General features: G+C 51.2%; 17 protein-coding genes and 1 pseudogene. 13 read left to right on the top strand and 5 right to left on the bottom strand.

Features of this window, described 5'->3' with window-relative positions; genetic code table 11:
* Positions 1-49 precede the first annotated feature (49 nt).
* From acrZ to modC, 4 genes are all read left to right on the top strand, one after another.
* Positions 50-199 (top strand): multidrug efflux pump accessory protein AcrZ, encoded by a 150-nt coding sequence (gene acrZ / locus AABJ99_RS15960; RefSeq protein WP_000891515.1) that lies wholly within the window; start codon positions 50-52, stop codon positions 197-199.
* Between the two features lie 165 nt (positions 200-364).
* On the top strand, positions 365-1,138 hold the full coding sequence (gene modA / locus AABJ99_RS15955; RefSeq protein ID WP_039021616.1) for a molybdate ABC transporter substrate-binding protein: 774 nt from the start codon (positions 365-367) through the stop codon (positions 1,136-1,138).
* Positions 1,138-1,827 (top strand): molybdate ABC transporter permease subunit, encoded by a 690-nt coding sequence (gene modB, locus AABJ99_RS15950; protein ID WP_000604034.1) that lies wholly within the window; start codon positions 1,138-1,140, stop codon positions 1,825-1,827. The genes modA and modB overlap by 1 nt, the downstream gene beginning before the upstream one ends.
* Before the next feature lie 2 nt (positions 1,828-1,829).
* Positions 1,830-2,888: a molybdenum ABC transporter ATP-binding protein ModC gene (gene modC, locus AABJ99_RS15945; RefSeq protein ID WP_032302724.1), complete on the top strand. Its 1,059-nt coding sequence runs from the start codon at positions 1,830-1,832 to the stop codon at positions 2,886-2,888.
* Here modC and ybhA read toward each other — a convergent pair whose 3' ends face one another.
* Complete coding sequence (gene ybhA / locus AABJ99_RS15940; protein ID WP_001360505.1) at positions 2,889-3,707, bottom strand: bifunctional pyridoxal phosphate/fructose-1,6-bisphosphate phosphatase; 819 nt, start codon at positions 3,705-3,707, stop codon at positions 2,889-2,891.
* 154 nt (positions 3,708-3,861) lie between these two features.
* Between ybhA and pgl the strand changes: the two genes are divergently transcribed.
* Entirely contained in the window at positions 3,862-4,857 is a 996-nt protein-coding gene (pgl, locus tag AABJ99_RS15935; protein WP_000815435.1) for a 6-phosphogluconolactonase, read from the top strand.
* A gap of 40 nt (positions 4,858-4,897) precedes the next feature.
* On the opposite strand, the gene ybhD is transcribed toward pgl, so the two are convergent.
* Positions 4,898-5,851, bottom strand: a complete 954-nt coding sequence (gene ybhD, locus AABJ99_RS15930; protein ID WP_000679972.1) for a LysR family transcriptional regulator — start codon at positions 5,849-5,851, stop codon at positions 4,898-4,900.
* Between the two features lie 183 nt (positions 5,852-6,034).
* On the opposite strand from ybhD, the gene ybhH reads away from it, so the two are divergent.
* From ybhH to AABJ99_RS25040, 4 genes and pseudogenes are all read left to right on the top strand, one after another.
* On the top strand, positions 6,035-7,087 hold the full coding sequence (gene ybhH, locus AABJ99_RS15925) for a 4-oxalomesaconate tautomerase (RefSeq protein WP_039021615.1): 1,053 nt from the start codon (positions 6,035-6,037) through the stop codon (positions 7,085-7,087).
* Positions 7,088-7,161: 74 nt separating this feature from the next.
* Positions 7,162-8,595 carry an anion permease gene (ybhI, locus tag AABJ99_RS15920; RefSeq protein ID WP_001036488.1) on the top strand — a complete coding sequence of 478 codons (1,434 nt, stop codon included), beginning with the start codon at positions 7,162-7,164 and terminating at the stop codon, positions 8,593-8,595.
* A 182-nt stretch (positions 8,596-8,777) separates the two neighbouring features.
* A pseudogene (locus AABJ99_RS15915) lies at positions 8,778-9,395 on the top strand (aconitase family protein); the annotation flags it as partial.
* A 152-nt stretch (positions 9,396-9,547) separates the two neighbouring features.
* Positions 9,548-9,670 (top strand): hypothetical protein, encoded by a 123-nt coding sequence (locus tag AABJ99_RS25040; protein WP_409070841.1) that lies wholly within the window; start codon positions 9,548-9,550, stop codon positions 9,668-9,670.
* 69 nt (positions 9,671-9,739) lie between these two features.
* Here AABJ99_RS25040 and ybhC read toward each other — a convergent pair whose 3' ends face one another.
* The 3 genes from ybhC to bioA form a co-directional block, all read right to left on the bottom strand.
* Positions 9,740-11,023: a putative acyl-CoA thioester hydrolase gene (gene ybhC / locus AABJ99_RS15910; protein WP_039021614.1), complete on the bottom strand. Its 1,284-nt coding sequence runs from the start codon at positions 11,021-11,023 to the stop codon at positions 9,740-9,742.
* A gap of 151 nt (positions 11,024-11,174) precedes the next feature.
* A complete protein-coding gene (gene ybhB, locus AABJ99_RS15905; protein ID WP_000767391.1) occupies positions 11,175-11,651 on the bottom strand; it encodes a kinase inhibitor in 477 nt (158 codons plus the stop codon).
* A gap of 58 nt (positions 11,652-11,709) precedes the next feature.
* On the bottom strand, positions 11,710-12,999 hold the full coding sequence (gene bioA / locus AABJ99_RS15900) for an adenosylmethionine--8-amino-7-oxononanoate transaminase (RefSeq protein WP_072039642.1): 1,290 nt from the start codon (positions 12,997-12,999) through the stop codon (positions 11,710-11,712).
* An 86-nt stretch (positions 13,000-13,085) separates the two neighbouring features.
* Between bioA and bioB the strand changes: the two genes are divergently transcribed.
* The 4 genes from bioB to bioD are packed head-to-tail and all read left to right on the top strand — an operon-like array spanning position 13,086 to position 16,689.
* Positions 13,086-14,126, top strand: a complete 1,041-nt coding sequence (bioB, locus tag AABJ99_RS15895; RefSeq protein ID WP_000951213.1) for a biotin synthase BioB — start codon at positions 13,086-13,088, stop codon at positions 14,124-14,126.
* A complete protein-coding gene (gene bioF / locus AABJ99_RS15890; protein WP_032302731.1) occupies positions 14,123-15,277 on the top strand; it encodes an 8-amino-7-oxononanoate synthase in 1,155 nt (384 codons plus the stop codon). The genes bioB and bioF overlap by 4 nt, the downstream gene beginning before the upstream one ends.
* Positions 15,264-16,019, top strand: a complete 756-nt coding sequence (bioC, locus tag AABJ99_RS15885) for a malonyl-ACP O-methyltransferase BioC (protein ID WP_000246780.1) — start codon at positions 15,264-15,266, stop codon at positions 16,017-16,019. The genes bioF and bioC overlap by 14 nt, the downstream gene beginning before the upstream one ends.
* On the top strand, positions 16,012-16,689 hold the full coding sequence (gene bioD / locus AABJ99_RS15880) for a dethiobiotin synthase (protein ID WP_000044827.1): 678 nt from the start codon (positions 16,012-16,014) through the stop codon (positions 16,687-16,689). The genes bioC and bioD overlap by 8 nt, the downstream gene beginning before the upstream one ends.
* Positions 16,690-17,085: the final 396 nt, after the last annotated feature.

The raw sequence follows: 17,085 nt of genomic DNA, 5'->3' as shown, positions 1-17,085 counted from the left end.
TCTGTGCTTAGCGGTTAGAATAGTCTCATGACTATATCTGGAGTTGACCATGTTAGAGTTATTAAAAAGTCTGGTATTCGCCGTAATCATGGTACCTGTCGTGATGGCCATCATCCTGGGTCTGATTTACGGTCTTGGTGAAGTATTCAACATCTTTTCTGGTGTTGGTAAAAAAGACCAGCCCGGACAAAATCATTGATTCTCTGAATGCCCGCTTAGTCGGGCATTTTCTTTTTCTCAACTTCCTGCTTTTCCTGCCGATATTTTTTTCATCAACCTCACAAAGGTTAGCAATAACTGCTGGGAAAATTCTGAACTTGCCGTTATATTGTCGCCTACATAACGTCACATTAAGGGGTTACCAATGGCTCGTAAATGGTTGAACTTGTTTGCCGGAGCGGCATTCTCTTTCGCTGTTGCTGGCAATGTACTGGCAGATGAAGGAAAAATCACGGTGTTCGCCGCCGCATCACTGACTAACGCAATGCAGGACATCGCTACGCAGTATAAAAAAGAGAAAGGCGTAGATGTCGTCTCTTCTTTCGCCTCGTCTTCTACCCTGGCCCGTCAGATTGAAGCGGGTGCGCCTGCGGATCTGTTTATTTCTGCCGATCAGAAATGGATGGATTATGCGGTTGATAAAAAAGCGATCGATACGGCCTTGCGTCAGACTCTACTCGGTAATAGCCTGGTTGTTGTAGCACCGAAAGCCAGCGAGCAGAAAGATTTCACCATTGACAGCAAAACCAACTGGACTTCGCTGCTGAATGGCGGTCGCCTGGCGGTTGGTGATCCGGAACATGTTCCCGCTGGCATTTATGCCAAAGAAGCACTGCAAAAACTGGGCGCATGGGATACGCTCTCCCCGAAACTGGCTCCGGCGGAAGATGTTCGTGGCGCGCTGGCGCTGGTCGAACGCAATGAAGCACCGCTGGGCATTGTTTACGGTTCTGACGCTGTTGCCAGCAAAGGGGTAAAAGTGGTTGCCACCTTCCCGGAAGATTCACATAAAAAAGTGGAATATCCGGTTGCTGTTGTGGAAGGACATAACAATGCGACAGTAAAAGCATTTTATGATTATCTGAAGGGACCGCAGGCTGCGGAAATTTTTAAACGCTACGGATTTACAACCAAGTAATGATACTGACCGATCCAGAATGGCAGGCGGTTTTATTAAGCCTGAAAGTTTCTTCCCTGGCTGTGCTGTTTAGCCTGCCGTTTGGGATCTTTTTTGCCTGGTTACTGGTGCGTTGCACATTTCCGGGCAAAGCTCTGCTCGACAGCGTACTGCATCTACCGCTGGTGTTACCGCCCGTGGTCGTCGGTTACTTGTTATTAGTTTCGATGGGACGGCGCGGATTTATCGGTGAACGTCTGTATGACTGGTTTGGCATTACCTTCGCCTTTAGCTGGCGTGGCGCGGTTCTCGCTGCCGCCGTGATGTCGTTTCCGTTGATGGTGCGGGCAATTCGTCTGGCGCTGGAAGGGGTTGATGTCAAACTGGAACAGGCCGCAAGAACATTGGGGGCAGGGCGCTGGCGCGTGTTCTTTACTATCACGTTACCGCTGACCTTACCGGGAATTATCGTCGGTACGGTACTGGCATTCGCTCGTTCGCTTGGTGAGTTTGGGGCAACGATCACCTTTGTTTCTAACATTCCTGGTGAAACGCGAACCATTCCTTCTGCCATGTATACCCTGATCCAGACTCCCGGCGGGGAAAGTGGCGCGGCGAGACTGTGCATTATCTCTATTGCGCTGGCGATGATCTCCCTGTTGATTTCTGAATGGCTGGCCAGAATCAGCCGTGAACGGGCGGGGCGCTAATCATGCTGGAACTGAATTTTTCCCAGACGTTGGGCAATCATTGCCTGGCCATTAATGAAACGCTGCCCGCCAATGGTATCACCGCTATCTTTGGCGTCTCTGGTGCCGGAAAAACCTCGCTGATTAATGCCATCAGTGGGCTGACACGTCCGCAAAAAGGGCGGATTGTCCTCAATGGTCGGGTACTAAATGACGCCGAAAAAGGGATCTGCCTTTCGCCAGAAAAGCGTCGCGTTGGTTATGTGTTTCAGGATGCGCGGCTGTTTCCGCATTACAAAGTACGTGGAAATCTGCGCTACGGCATGGCGAAAAGCATGGCCGATCAGTTCGATAAGCTGGTGGCGCTTTTAGGCATTGAACCGTTGCTTGACCGTTTACCAGGCAGCCTGTCCGGAGGCGAAAAACAGCGTGTGGCGATTGGGCGGGCTTTGCTGACAGCACCGGAATTGCTGTTGCTGGATGAACCACTGGCCTCGCTGGATCTTCCGCGAAAACGCGAGCTATTGCCTTATCTGCAACGGTTGACGCGGGAAATCAACATTCCAATGCTCTATGTCAGCCATTCGCTGGATGAGATCCTCCATCTGGCAGACCGAGTGATGGTACTGGAAAACGGCCAGGTGAAAGCGTTCGGTGCGCTGGAAGAAGTCTGGGGCAGTAGCGTAATGAATCCATGGTTGCCGAAAGAGCAACAAAGCAGCATTCTGAAAGTAACGGTACTGGAACATCATCCGCATTACGCGATGACCGCGCTGGCGCTGGGCGATCAGCATTTGTGGGTTAATAAGCTGGATGAACCGCTGCAAGCCGCGCTACGCATCCGCATCCAGGCTTCCGATGTTTCTCTGGTTTTACAACCGCCGCAACAAACCAGCATCCGCAATGTGCTGCGCGCCAAAGTCGTCAATAGCTATGACGACAACGGTCAGGTGGAAGTGGAATTGGAAGTCGGCGGTAAAACGCTGTGGGCGCGAATAAGCCCGTGGGCCAGGGATGAACTGGCGATCAAACCTGGCCTATGGCTATACGCGCAAATTAAAAGTGTCTCGATAACCGCCTGATTAAATCAGGTGGTTATAAATGAACCGGGCAATGCTGTCGGTGGTGTTATCACCAATCACAATGTTGGCACGCGCTTTTACTGCGTCATCAGCGTTGCCCATCGCCACGCCTGTACCAGCGGCTTCCAGCATACTGATATCATTAAAATTATCGCCGAATGCGACGACGTTTTCCATCGACCAGCCTTGCGCCTCAACCCATTTCGTCAGGCGTTTACCTTTGCTGTTACCACCGCGGGCAATATCAACCTGATCGTGCCAGGACCATTCACACTCCAGTCCCAATTCATGTTCAACATGCTTACCAAAATGCTGCAATTGCGGCAGGTCATCGTGTGTCAGGGCGAACTTCCATACTGCGTTAACTTCCTGCGCTGTCTCGGCCAGTGAAGCAACCTGGGTAAAGGTCGGACGCTGTTCCGGCGGCAGGGTTTGCGCCCAGTTAGACGTGCGAATGACATGCCCGGTCGGGTGCTCATAGACCATTGCATCATCCACATACATCAGACCGTGAATGTGGTGTTCATTCAGCATCTCAATGAGTTGCAGGGCTTTATTAACGGGCATTGGATCGGCTTCAAGTACTGTTTTTGCATGATAATCATACAAATAGGTGCCATTACAGCAAATAGCAGGTGTATCCAGCGCCAGCGCCTGATAAAAAGGATGAATAGCGACGTGATGGCGGCCCGTGACGATGATTAATTGATAGCCTGCTTCGCGAGCGCGGGCCAGGGCTTCTATCGATGAAGGAAGCAAGGTTTTTTTCGGGGTCAATAAGGTGCCGTCTAAGTCGAGTGCAATCACGCGTGTGGTCATGGCGTATTCCAGATTAAGGTTAAGAATTTTCGTCTGCGCGAATGGTACACCGATACCACTATCGGACAAAATTCTGCGTTTTAATTCAGCATTCACCGCCAAAAGCGACTAATTTTAGCTGTTACAGTCAGTTGCTAAATGCAAAGGAGCATTCATGAAGCAAACAGTTTATATCGCCAGCCCTGAGAGCCAGCAAATTCACGTCTGGAACCTGAATCATGAAGGCGCACTGACGCTGACACAGGTTGTCGATGTGCCGGGGCAGGTGCAGCCGATGGTGGTCAGCCCGGACAAACGTTATCTCTATGTTGGTGTTCGTCCTGAGTTTCGTGTTCTGGCATATCGTATCGCCCCGGACGATGGCGCACTGACCTTTGCCGCAGAGTCTGCGCTGCCGGGTAGTCCGACGCATATTTCCACCGATCACCAGGGGCAGTTTGTCTTTGTAGGTTCTTACAATGCGGGTAACGTGAGCGTAACGCGTCTGGAAGATGGCCTGCCAGTGGGCGTCGTCGATGTGGTCGAGGGGCTGGACGGTTGCCATTCTGCCAATATCTCACCGGATAACCGTACGCTGTGGGTTCCGGCATTAAAGCAGGATCGCATTTGCCTGTTTACGGTCAGCGATGATGGTCATCTGGTGGCGCAGGACCCTGCGGAAGTGACTACCGTTGAAGGGGCCGGCCCGCGTCATATGGTATTCCATCCAAACGAACAATATGCGTATTGCGTCAATGAGTTAAACAGCTCAGTGGATGTCTGGGAACTGAAAGATCCGCACGGCAATATCGAATGTGTCCAGACGCTGGATATGATGCCGGAAAACTTCTCCGACACCCGTTGGGCGGCTGATATTCATATCACCCCGGATGGGCGTCACTTATATGCCTGTGACCGTACTGCCAGCCTGATTACTGTCTTCAGCGTTTCGGAAGATGGCAGCGTGTTGAGTAAAGAGGGCTTCCAGCCAACTGAAACCCAGCCGCGCGGCTTTAATGTTGATCACAGCGGCAAGTATCTGATTGCCGCCGGGCAAAAATCTCACCACATCTCGGTATACGAAATTGTTGGCGAGCAGGGGCTACTGCATGAAAAAGGCCGTTATGCGGTCGGGCAGGGGCCAATGTGGGTAGTGGTGAACGCACACTAACCGCTGATTCACCCGGCGCAGTATCTCCTGCGCCGGTGTATTAACCTATCTCCTGTAACGCATGTCTTTGGCGTTCGACGATATTGGTCCACAAGTTGTCTTTATCGTCAGTCCACAAATTAATCAGCAAGGCAAAAAAGCGTTCTGCTGCCGGAGAAAGTACGGCATCTTTGCGGCGAATAATCCCCAATGTCCGACGTATAACGGGTTCCACCAGCGGGATACCAATAATGGAAGAATAGGGCGCATGGGGCATTGCAAGACCAGGAAGCGCTGAAATCCCCAGTCCCGCCTCTACCAGTCCTAACGACGTCGAAAGATGACGCACTTCGTAAAACCAATCCAGCTTCCAGGGCTTGTCGGCCAGTTGCTGTTCTATCAGCAGTCGGTTGCCGCTGGAGGAGCGTACGCCAATCATTTTGTAACCTACTAACTCCTGCCATTCTACAAGCTGCTTTTTGGCTAATGGGTGGTCACGCCGACAGGCCAGCACAAACGGCTCGTTGACCAGTGGGGTAAAATCAATGGATGAATTTGTGACGTTGTTCATGTTTATGCCAAAGTCTGATTCGTTACACAGCACCGATTCCATGCAATTATTCGTGCCTTGTTCCAGAATCCGCACTTTAATATTGGGATACAGCTCATTAAATTTACCGATTGCCAGTGGTAAAAAATAAAATACTGCGGTCGGAATACACGCTAACGTCACCATACCACGATGATAAGCATTCATATCACGAATATTAAAAAGCGTTTCATCGAATTTCTTTATTAATTCCCGTGCCTCCGGGAGCAACCTTTTTCCTGCTTTTGTTAACGTAACCTTGCGAGTTGTACGCTCAAATAGTTGAATATGTAAATCCTCTTCCATCTTTTTTATTCTTCGCGTTAATGCAGGTTGCGTAATATTGAGTAATTTAGCAGCATTGTTAAATGAACTGGACTCTGCCAGTATGACAAATGCCTTCATACTTGATAATTCATGCTTCATTATTACTCCGAAAAATGGATGCGACGATTTTGGATGACAGGCCGTTAAAAATTTTAACTGCATTTAGCCAACTTAAATTAATGAAAAAATGTTATTAATCGTTGAGCTAAAGTCATTAGAGATGCTTTGCCCTTAATGTAACCATATCGCAATAAGTTATGTTTTTAAATTGAGGGCATTATTATGAAAAAAATACCCTGCGTGATGATGCGAGGTGGAACCTCGAGGGGCGCGTTCCTGTTAGCGGAACATCTACCCGAAGATCAAACGCAGCGCGATAAAATATTGATGGCAATTATGGGTTCCGGTAACGATCTGGAAATTGACGGTATTGGCGGCGGTAATCCACTGACCAGTAAAGTCGCCATAATTAGCCGTTCCAGCGATCCGCGTGCTGATGTCGATTATCTGTTTGCTCAAGTTATCGTCCATGAGCAACGTGTCGATACCACGCCTAACTGCGGCAATATGCTGTCTGGCGTTGGGGCATTTGCTATTGAAAATGGTTTGATTGCAGCGACTTCGCCAGTTACCCGCGTACGTATCCGCAACGTCAATACGGGTACATTCATCGAAGCTGATGTGCAAACGCCAAATGGTGTTGTCGAGTACGAGGGTAGCGCCAGAATTGACGGTGTACCGGGTACTGCCGCACCAGTTGCGCTCACTTTCCTGAATGCCGCCGGAACAAAAACCGGAAAAGTTTTTCCGACTGATAATCAGATCGATTATTTTGACGATGTTCCAGTGACTTGTATCGATATGGCGATGCCAGTCGTCATTATTCCGGCTGATTATTTGGGTAAAACAGGCTATGAATTACCGGCGGAACTGGATGCCGACAAAACATTATTAGCCCGCATTGAATCTATCCGCCTACAAGCGGGTAAAGCAATGGGCTTAGGTGATGTCAGTAATATGGTTATCCCTAAGCCTGTGCTTATTTCTCCAGCACAGAAAGGCGGGGCAATTAATGTGCGTTATTTTATGCCGCATTCTTGCCATCGCGCGCTGGCGATAACCGGTGCTATTGCCATTTCCAGTAGCTGTGCATTGGAAGGCACCGTCACCCGACAAATCGTCCCTTCTGTAGGATATGGCAATATCAATATTGAACATCCCAGTGGTGCGCTCGACGTTCATTTAAGCAATGAAGGTCAGGATGCCACAACCTTACGCGCATCTGTTATTCGGACGACCAGAAAAATATTTTCCGGTGAAGTTTATCTTCCCTGAAAAGGTCGTTGTCGTGATAAGGGCAATTAACAAAGGACTTCTGTATGAGTCATACAGAAAGAACAGGATTTTAAATGAATAAGAAATCGTTATGGAAGCTAATTCTGATATTAGCGATCCCATGTATTATTGGCTTTATGCCAGCTCCGGCAGGATTAAGCGAACTGGCGTGGGTGCTTTTTGGTATTTACCTGGCGGCCATTGTGGGGCTGGTTATCAAGCCTTTCCCGGAACCTGTCGTACTGTTAATTGCCGTTGCTGCCTCCATGGTGGTGGTCGGTAACTTATCCGACGGTGCGTTTAAGACCACCGCCGTATTAAGCGGTTACTCTTCAGGTACCACCTGGCTGGTGTTCTCGGCGTTTACCTTAAGCGCCGCATTTGTGACCACAGGGTTAGGTAAACGTATTGCCTATTTATTGATTGGCAAAATTGGTAGCACTACCCTGGGGCTGGGTTACGTTACGGTATTCCTCGATCTGGTACTGGCTCCGGCAACACCGTCTAACACCGCGCGTGCGGGCGGCATTGTGTTACCGATCATCAACAGCGTGGCGGTGGCTTTGGGGTCAGAACCTGAAAAAAGCCCACGTCGTGTTGGACATTACCTGATGATGTCCATTTACATGGTCACTAAAACCACCAGCTATATGTTCTTTACCGCAATGGCGGGGAACATTCTGGCGCTGAAAATGATCAATGATATTCTGCACCTGCAAATTAGTTGGGGTGGATGGGCGCTGGCTGCTGGATTGCCTGGCATCATTATGCTACTGGTCACTCCGCTGGTGATTTACACCATGTATCCGCCAGAAATTAAGAAAGTGGATAACAAAACCATCGCTAAAGCGGGCCTTGCTGAACTGGGGCCGATGAAAATCCGCGAAAAAATGCTGCTCGGTGTCTTTGTGCTGGCGCTGTTGGGCTGGATTTTCAGTAAAACGCTCGGGGTAGATGAATCCACTGTGGCAATCGTTGTTATGGCGACCATGCTGCTGCTGGGGATCGTTACCTGGGAAGACGTGGTGAAAAATAAAGGCGGCTGGAATACCTTAATCTGGTACGGCGGTATTATCGGCTTAAGCTCCTTATTATCGAAAGTTAAATTCTTCGAATGGTTAGCTGAAGTCTTTAAAAATAACCTGGCATTTGACGGCCATGGTAACGTAGCTTTCTTCGTTATTATTTTCCTTAGCATCATCGTGCGTTATTTCTTTGCTTCCGGTAGTGCCTATATCGTTGCCATGTTACCGGTATTTGCCATGCTGGCGAACGTCTCCGGCGCACCGTTAATGTTAACTGCGCTGGCGCTGCTTTTCTCCAACTCCTATGGCGGCATGGTTACTCACTATGGCGGTGCGGCAGGTCCGGTCATCTTCGGCGTAGGCTATAACGATATTAAATCCTGGTGGTTGGTCGGTGCGGTACTAACGATATTAACCTTCCTGGTACATATCACCCTCGGCGTGTGGTGGTGGAATATGCTGATCGGCTGGAACATGCTGTAAATATACTCGTCATACTTCAAGTTGCATGTGCTGCGTCTGCGTTCGCTCACCCCAGTCACTTACTTATGTAAGCTCCTGGGGATTCACTCGCTTGCCGCCTTCCTGAAACTCGAATTATTTAGAGTATATCCATTTATTATCTTTCTGCGCATTTAACGGTGCGCAGATATCTGGAGCATTTGATGATCAAGTTATCTGAAAAAGGCGTGTTTCTCGCCAGTAATAACGAAATAATTGCCGAAGAACATTTCAGCGGCGAAATTAAAAAAGAAGAAGCCAAAAAAGGCACTATTGCCTGGTCTATTCTCTCTTCTCATAATACGTCCGGAAATATGGACAAACTTAAAATTAAGTTTGATTCATTAGCCTCTCACGATATTACCTTTGTTGGTATTGTACAGACCGCTAAAGCGTCCGGTATGGAACGTTTCCCGCTGCCGTATGTGCTGACCAACTGCCATAACTCACTCTGCGCCGTCGGCGGCACCATTAACGGTGATGACCATGTTTTTGGTTTATCGGCAGCGCAGCGTTATGGCGGTATTTTTGTGCCTCCACATATTGCGGTCATCCATCAATATATGCGTGAGATGATGGCAGGAGGCGGCAAAATGATCCTCGGGTCAGACAGCCACACCCGTTACGGTGCATTAGGGACAATGGCAGTCGGTGAGGGTGGCGGTGAGTTGGTAAAACAGCTGCTTAATGACACCTGGGATATCGACTATCCGGGAGTTGTTGCGGTGCATTTGACCGGAAAACCTGCGCCGTATGTGGGGCCGCAGGATGTGGCGCTGGCTACGCGACTAAACGCTACCGTTCTAACGTCATCAACTGGGGGATGTTACCGCTGCAAATGGCGGAAGCACCGAACTTTGAAGTGGGCGATTACATTTACATCCCTGGCATTAAAGCGGCGCTGGATAATCCGGGGACGACGTTTAAAGGTTATGTGATCCATGAAGATGCGCCGGTAACAGAGATTACGCTCTATATGGAAAGTCTGACTGCTGAAGAGCGCGAGATTATCAAGGCGGGTAGTTTGATTAACTTCAATAAAAACCGTCAGATGTAAAAAAAGGCGCTATGAAATATAGCGCCCTGTTTCATTAACCCGATGGTTCAGACTATCGGGTTTTCTTTTTTACTTCTTCGCCTCTGCAACCACTTTGCTACCCACGCCGCGGTTATTGTATTCCCACATGCGGTTGTAGTTAGTGTCATTCAGATTACGCTGTACTTCGTCGTTATCATCAACGTTGCCAGTATTCCCCGCAAACGGACGATTGGAAATCACCGCATCGGCCCACGGTTTAGCCGTGTTAAAACCTTCGTTGATGGCGCTATCACGGATCACCACCTGACCGTTGGTATTGGCATCAACATCCAGCGAGCGGCCCAGTTGCGCCACGCCATCACCGGAAGCATTGAAGCGGCTGTTTACGGCGAGGAAACCGTAATAGATGTTAGACAGCGTAGCCGGTGCAAACACATACGCTTCTTGCTGGGTACGGGAGTTCACCACGCGGAATTCGGTATTATCGAACACCACTGCGCCGCGACCAGAAACGATATCCACATCCCCTTCAATATAGCTATTCGTCACCAGCGTACGTGGTTGACGATTGGTTTCCAGACGGTTCTGTACACCGCTGTTGGTCACAAAGAAGGTATTCTGACGACCGAGAATGTTGACGTTGTTGATCTGCACTTTATCGCCATCAGTACGCAGTGCCACCGCCGGATGGTTACCCGCATCTACGCTATCACCCAGCGTGTTTTCGATGGTCAGGTTTTGCAGTTGCAGGCCATTGTTTTGTGACCAGAAGACCGCAGAGCAGAGAACGCCGATACTGTCGCTGCGTTTGCTCTGGCAGCTATCGTACATATACCACGCCGGTTTACCGGGCATGTATTTGCCGCGCGGATTGACATCGTGACGCCAGTCGGCAGGGCTCATGCCCCCATCAAGGGAAAGCCCAATCTTCACATCAATCGGTTTTTCACCTGTACCATAAACGGTAATTCCACCCGGAGCGGCAGGGACATACACCGTTCCCTGATATTCACCAGGCATCACGGCAATATACTGGCGCTTATTGGTACGCTTGATAATTGCCGCATCTACCGCCGCCTGAATCGTGGTATGCGTTACACCCGGAGTACCCGCCGGACCGACAACAAAGTCAGGTTGTGCAGGCAGAGTAATCGGGGAAGGATTCCACGCTGCAGCACCTGGCGTCAGGGACGCAAAATAGTGTTGAGCATCGAAATTCTGCGCTTCTTTTGCCGACAGAATCGGGCGAGAAGAGGTACCAGGCGCGGTTTGATCAGAAGGACGTTGATCGGGCGGTGTTGAGCTACAGGCGGTCAGCGTCACGCCAAAAGCCAATGCCAGCGCCAGACGGGAAACTGAAAATGTGTTCACAGGTTGCTCCGGGCTATGAAATAGAAAAATGAATCCGTTGAAGCCTGCTTTTTTATACTAACTTGAGCGAAACGGGAAGGTAAAAAGACAAAAAGTTGTTTTTAATACCTTTAAGTGATACCAGATGGCATTGCGCCATCTGGCAGAGTGATTAACTAAACATCGCAGTAATCGAGGCGCTTGCCAGAGAGTGGAAATGAACGTTAAACCCGACCATCGCGCCGCTGGCACCTTCATCGACATCAATACGTTCTACATCCAGCGCGTGAACGGTAAAAATGTAGCGATGGGTTTCGCCTTTCGGCGGCGCTGCGCCATCGTACCCGGTTTTACCAAAGTCAGTTCGCGTCTGCAAAACGCCGTCTGGCATTGCTACCAGACCAGAGCCAAACCCTTGCGGTAATACGCGGGTATCAGCGGGTAAGTTAACAACTACCCAGTGCCACCAGCCGGAGCCAGTTGGCGCATCCGGGTCGTAGCAGGTGACGACAAAACTTTTGGTTCCCGCAGGAACATCATCCCATGCCAGATGCGGCGAAATATTATCGCCATCGTAACCCATGCCGTTAAAGACATGACGATGCGGCAATTTATCGCCATCGCGCAGATCATTACTGATGAGTTTCATGAAACCTCCTTTCTTTTTTGCAGAAAGTGTAGCCAGAAACCCTCACGTTGACTTCCCGTTATTGGCAAAAAAATGTTTCATCCTGTACCGCGCGGTTAACCGCTGTGGTCAGGCGCAGCAACTGTTGCGGGCTAATAATATAGGGCGGCATCAGGTAAATCAGTTTGCCAAATGGTCGTATCCAGACATCCTGTTCGACAAAGAATTTTTGCAGCGCTGCCATATTCACCGGACGAGTGGTTTCGACCACGCCAATCGCTCCCAGCACGCGCACATCGGCAACCATTTCGGCGTCACGGGCGGGGGCAAGTTGCTCGCGTAGCTGCCCTTCAATAGCCGCCACCTGATGCTGCCAGTCGCCAGATTCGAGAATCGCCAGGCTGGCGTTTGCTGCTGCGCAGGCCAGTGGATTGCCCATAAAGGTTGGCCCGTGCATAAAGCATCCGGCTTCGCCGTTGCTGATAGTTTCAGCCACCTCGCGTGTAGTGAGCGTGGCGGAAAGGGTCATCGTACCGCCGGTTAAGGCTTTACCGAGGCACAAAATGTCCGGCGCGATCCCCGCATGTTCGCAGGCAAACAGTTTGCCGGTACGACCAAAACCGGTGGCTATCTCGTCCGCAATCAGCAAGATACCTTCACGATCGCACATTTTGCGGATTCGTTTTAACCATTCCGGATGGTAGATGCGCATTCCGCCAGCGCCCTGAACAATCGGTTCAATGATCACCGCCGCGATTTCATGACGATGCGCCGCCATCAGACGTGCGAAGCCCACCATATCGCGTTCATCCCATTCGCCATCCATGCAGCTTTGCGGGGCCGGAGCAAACAAGTTTTCTGGCAGATAGCCTTTCCACAGGCTGTGCATTGAGTTGTCTGGATCGCACACCGACATCGCGCCAAAAGTATCGCCATGATAACCATTGCGGAAGGTCAGAAAACGCTGGCGCGCTTCGCCTTTGGCTTGCCAGTACTGCAACGCCATTTTCATCGCCACTTCCACCGCTACGGAGCCGGAGTCCGCGAGAAAAACGCATTCCAGCGGTTGCGGCGTCATTGCCACCAGTTTGCGGCACAGCTCGATGGCGGGCGCATGGGTGATACCGCCAAACATCACATGCGACATGGCATCAATTTGCGACTTCATCGCCGCATTAAGCAGCGGGTGGTTGTAGCCGTGGATTGCCGCCCACCAGGACGACATACCGTCAATCAGGCGTCTGCCGTCAGACAAAATCAGCTCGCAACCTTCGGCGCTCGCCACCGGATAAACCGGTAGAGGGGAGGTCATGGATGTGTATGGGTGCCAGATATGGCGTTGGTCAAAGGCAAGATCGTCCGTTGTCATAATCGACTTGTAAACCAAATTGAAAAGATTTAGGTTTACAAGTCTACACCGAATTAACAACAAAAAACACGTTTTGGAGAAGCCCCATGGCTCACCGCCCACGCTGGACATTGTCGCAAGTCACAGAATTATTTGAAAAACCGTTGCTGGATCTGCTGTTTGAAGCGCAGCAGGTGCATCGTCAGCATTTCGATCCTCGTCAGGTGCAGGTCAGTACTTTGCTGTCAATTAAAACCGGAGCTTGCCCGGAAGATTGCAAATACTGCCCGCAAAGCTCGCGTTATAAAACCGGACTGGAAGCTGAGCGGTTGATGGAAGTTGAACAGGTATTGGAGTCGGCGCGAAAAGCGAAAGCGGCGGGATCGACACGTTTCTGTATGGGCGCGGCGTGGAAGAATCCCCACGAACGCGACATGCCGTACCTGGAACAGATGGTGCAGGGGGTAAAAGCGATGGGCCTGGAGGCGTGTATGACGCTGGGCACGTTGAGTGAATCTCAGGCGCAGCGCCTTGCGAATGCCGGGCTGGATTACTACAACCACAACCTCGACACCTCGCCGGAGTTTTACGGCAATATCATCACCACACGCACTTATCAGGAACGTCTCGACACGCTGGAAAAAGTGCGTGATGCCGGGATCAAAGTCTGTTCAGGTGGCATTGTAGGTTTAGGCGAAACGGTAAAAGATCGCGCTGGATTATTGCTGCAACTGGCAAACCTGCCGACGCCGCCGGAAAGCGTACCAATCAACATGCTGGTGAAGGTGAAAGGCACTCCACTGGCAGATAACGATGATGTCGATGCCTTTGATTTTATTCGCACTATTGCAGTCGCGCGGATCATGATGCCGACCTCTTACGTGCGCCTTTCTGCCGGACGCGAGCAGATGAACGAACAGACTCAGGCGATGTGCTTTATGGCTGGCGCAAACTCGATTTTCTACGGTTGCAAATTGCTGACCACGCCGAATCCGGAAGAAGATAAAGACCTGCAACTGTTCCGCAAACTGGGGTTAAATCCGCAGCAAACCGCAGTGCTGGCGGGCGATAACGAACAACAGCAACGTCTTGAACAGGCGCTGATGACCCCGGACACTGACGAATATTACAACGCGGCAGCACTATGAGCTGGCAGGAGAAAATCAACGCGGCGCTCGATGCGCGGCGTGCTGCCGATGCCCTGCGTCGCCGTTATCCGGTGGCGCAAGGGGCCGGACGCTGGCTGGTGGCGGATGAATGCCAGTATCTGAACTTTTCCAGTAACGATTATTTAGGTTTAAGTCATCATCCGCACATCATCCGTGCATGGAAGCAGGGTGCGGAGCAATTTGGCGTCGGTAGCGGCGGTTCCGGTCACGTCAGCGGTTATAGCGTGGCGCATCAGGCGCTGGAAGAAGAACTGGCCGAGTGGCTGGGCTATTCGCGGGCACTGCTGTTTATCTCTGGTTTTGCCGCTAACCAGGCAGTCATTACCGCGATGACGGCGAAAGAGGACCGTATTGTTGCCGATCGGCTGAGTCACGCCTCATTGCTGGAAGCTGCCAGTTTAAGCCCGTCGCAGCTTCGCCGTTTTACCCATAACGATGTCGCTCATCTGGCGCGACTGCTTGCTTCCCCCTGTCCGGGGCAGCAACTGGTGGTGACAGAAGGCGTGTTCAGCATGGACGGCGATAGTGCGCCACTGGCGGAAATCCAGCAGGTAACGCAACAGCACAACGGCTGGTTGATGGTCGACGATGCCCACGGCACGGGCGTGATCGGTGAACAGGGGCGCGGTAGCTGCTGGCAACAGCAGGTGAAACCGGAACTTCTGGTGGTGACTTTTGGCAAAGGATTTGGCGTCAGCGGGGCAGCGGTGCTTTGCTCCGATACGGTGGCGGATTATCTACTGCAATTTGCCCGCCATCTTATTTACAGCACCAGTATGCCGCCCGCTCAGGCGCAGGCATTACGTGCGTCGCTGGCGGTCATTCGCAGTGATGAGGGTGATGCACGGCGCGAAAAACTGGCGGCACTCATTACGCGTTTTCGTGCCGGAGTACAGGATTTGCCGTTTACGCTTGCTGATTCATACAGCGCCATCCAGCCATTGATTGTCGGTGATAACAGCCGTGCGTTACAACTGGCAGAAAAACTGCGCCAGCAAGGCTGCTGGGTCACGGCGATTCGCCCGCCAACCGTACCCGCTGGTACTGCGCGACTGCGCTTAACGCTAACCGCCGCGCATGAAATGCAGGATATCGACCGTCTGCTGGAGGTGCTGCATGGCAACGGTTAATAAACAAGCCATTGCTGCGGCATTTGGTCGGGCAGCCGCACATTATGAGCAACATGCGGATCTACAGCGCCAGAGTGCTGACGTCTTACTGGCAATGCTCCCACAGCGTAAATACACCCACGTACTGGATGCGGGTTGTGGACCTGGCTGGATGAGTCGCCACTGGCGGGAACGTCACGCGCAGGTGACAGCGTTAGATCTCTCGCCGCCAATGCTTGTTCAGGCACGCCAGAAGGATGCCGCAGACCATTATCTGGCGGGAGATATCGAATCCCTGCCGTTAGCGACTGCAACCTTCGATCTTGCATGGAGCAATCTCGCGGTGCAGTGGTGCGGTAATTTATCCACGGCACTTCGCGAGCTGTATCGCGTGGTGCGCCCCGGAGGCGTGGTCGCGTTTACCACGCTGGTGCAGGGATCGCTCCCTGAATTGCATCAGGCGTGGCAGGCGGTGGACGAGCGCCCGCATGCTAATCGCTTTTTACCGCCAGATGAAATCGAACAGTCGCTGAACAGCGTGCATTATCAACATCATATTCAGCCCATCACGCTGTGGTTTGCTGATGCGCTCAGTGCCATGCGTTCGCTGAAAGGCATCGGTGCCACGCATCTTCATGAAGGGCGCTACCCACGAATATTAACGCGTTCGCAGTTGCAGCGATTGCAACTGGCCTGGCCGCAACAACAGGGGCGATATCCTCTGACGTATCATCTTTTTTTGGGAGTGATTGCTCGTGAGTAAACGTTATTTTGTCACCGGAACGGATACCGAAGTGGGGAAAACTGTCGCCAGTTGTGCACTTTTACAAGCCGCGAAGGCAGCAGGTTATCGGACGGCAGGTTATAAACCGGTCGCCTCTGGCAGCGAAAAGACCCCGGACGGCTTACGTAATAGTGACGCGCTGGCGTTACAGCACAACGGCAGCCTGCAGCTGGATTACGCAACGGTAAATCCTTACACCTTCGCAGAACCCACTTCACCGCACATCATCAGCGCGCAAGAGGGCAGGCCGATAGAATCATTGGTAATGAGCGCCGGATTACGCGCGCTTGAACAACAGGCTGACTGGGTGTTAGTGGAAGGTGCTGGCGGCTGGTTTACGCCGCTTTCTGACACTTTCACTTTTGCGGATTGGGTAACACAGGAACAACTGCCGGTGATACTGGTAGTTGGTGTGAAACTCGGCTGTATTAATCACGCGATGTTGACGGCACAGGCAATACAACACGCCGGACTGACTCTGGCGGGTTGGGTGGCGAATGATGTCACGCCTCCTGGAAAACGTCACGCTGAATATATGACCACGCTCACCCGCATGATTCCCGCGCCGCTGCTGGGCGAAATTCCCTGGCTTGCAGAAAATCCAGAAAATGCGGCAACCGGAAAGTACATAAACCTTGCCTTGTTGTAGCCATCCTGTATTTGGTTAAATTGCGAGCGAGATCGCGTCTTCGGTTGACTGCAATTTAACCAATTAAATTCTAAAATAATCACGAAAAAAATTTTACTTCCGCATCATGCGGTGAATGTGGGAATTGCCCAGGCGGCGGGGGATAGGGGCTGCAGACAGTTATCCACTATTCCTGTGGATAACCATGTGTATTAGAGTTAGAAAACACGAGGCAAGCGAGAGAATACGCGGCTTGCACGCGAATTGGCGTTAAAGACGGCTCAAAGAAATATCTTTTATTTTTTAACTGGTTAGATAATTGCAATGGCAGTCACTGAAGAGGCATCTCTTGCCATAAAACTGTCATCACTCATCTTGACAAATGTTAAAAAAGCCGTTGCTTTGGGGATAACCCCG

Origin of the sequence: Escherichia coli (assembly GCF_036503815.1) — a bacterium.
In the GTDB taxonomy this organism is placed as follows: Bacteria; Pseudomonadota; Gammaproteobacteria; order Enterobacterales; family Enterobacteriaceae; genus Escherichia; species Escherichia coli_F.
The sequence above is the reverse complement of the archived record's forward strand: the minus strand, read 5'-3'. Positions and strand labels throughout refer to the sequence as shown.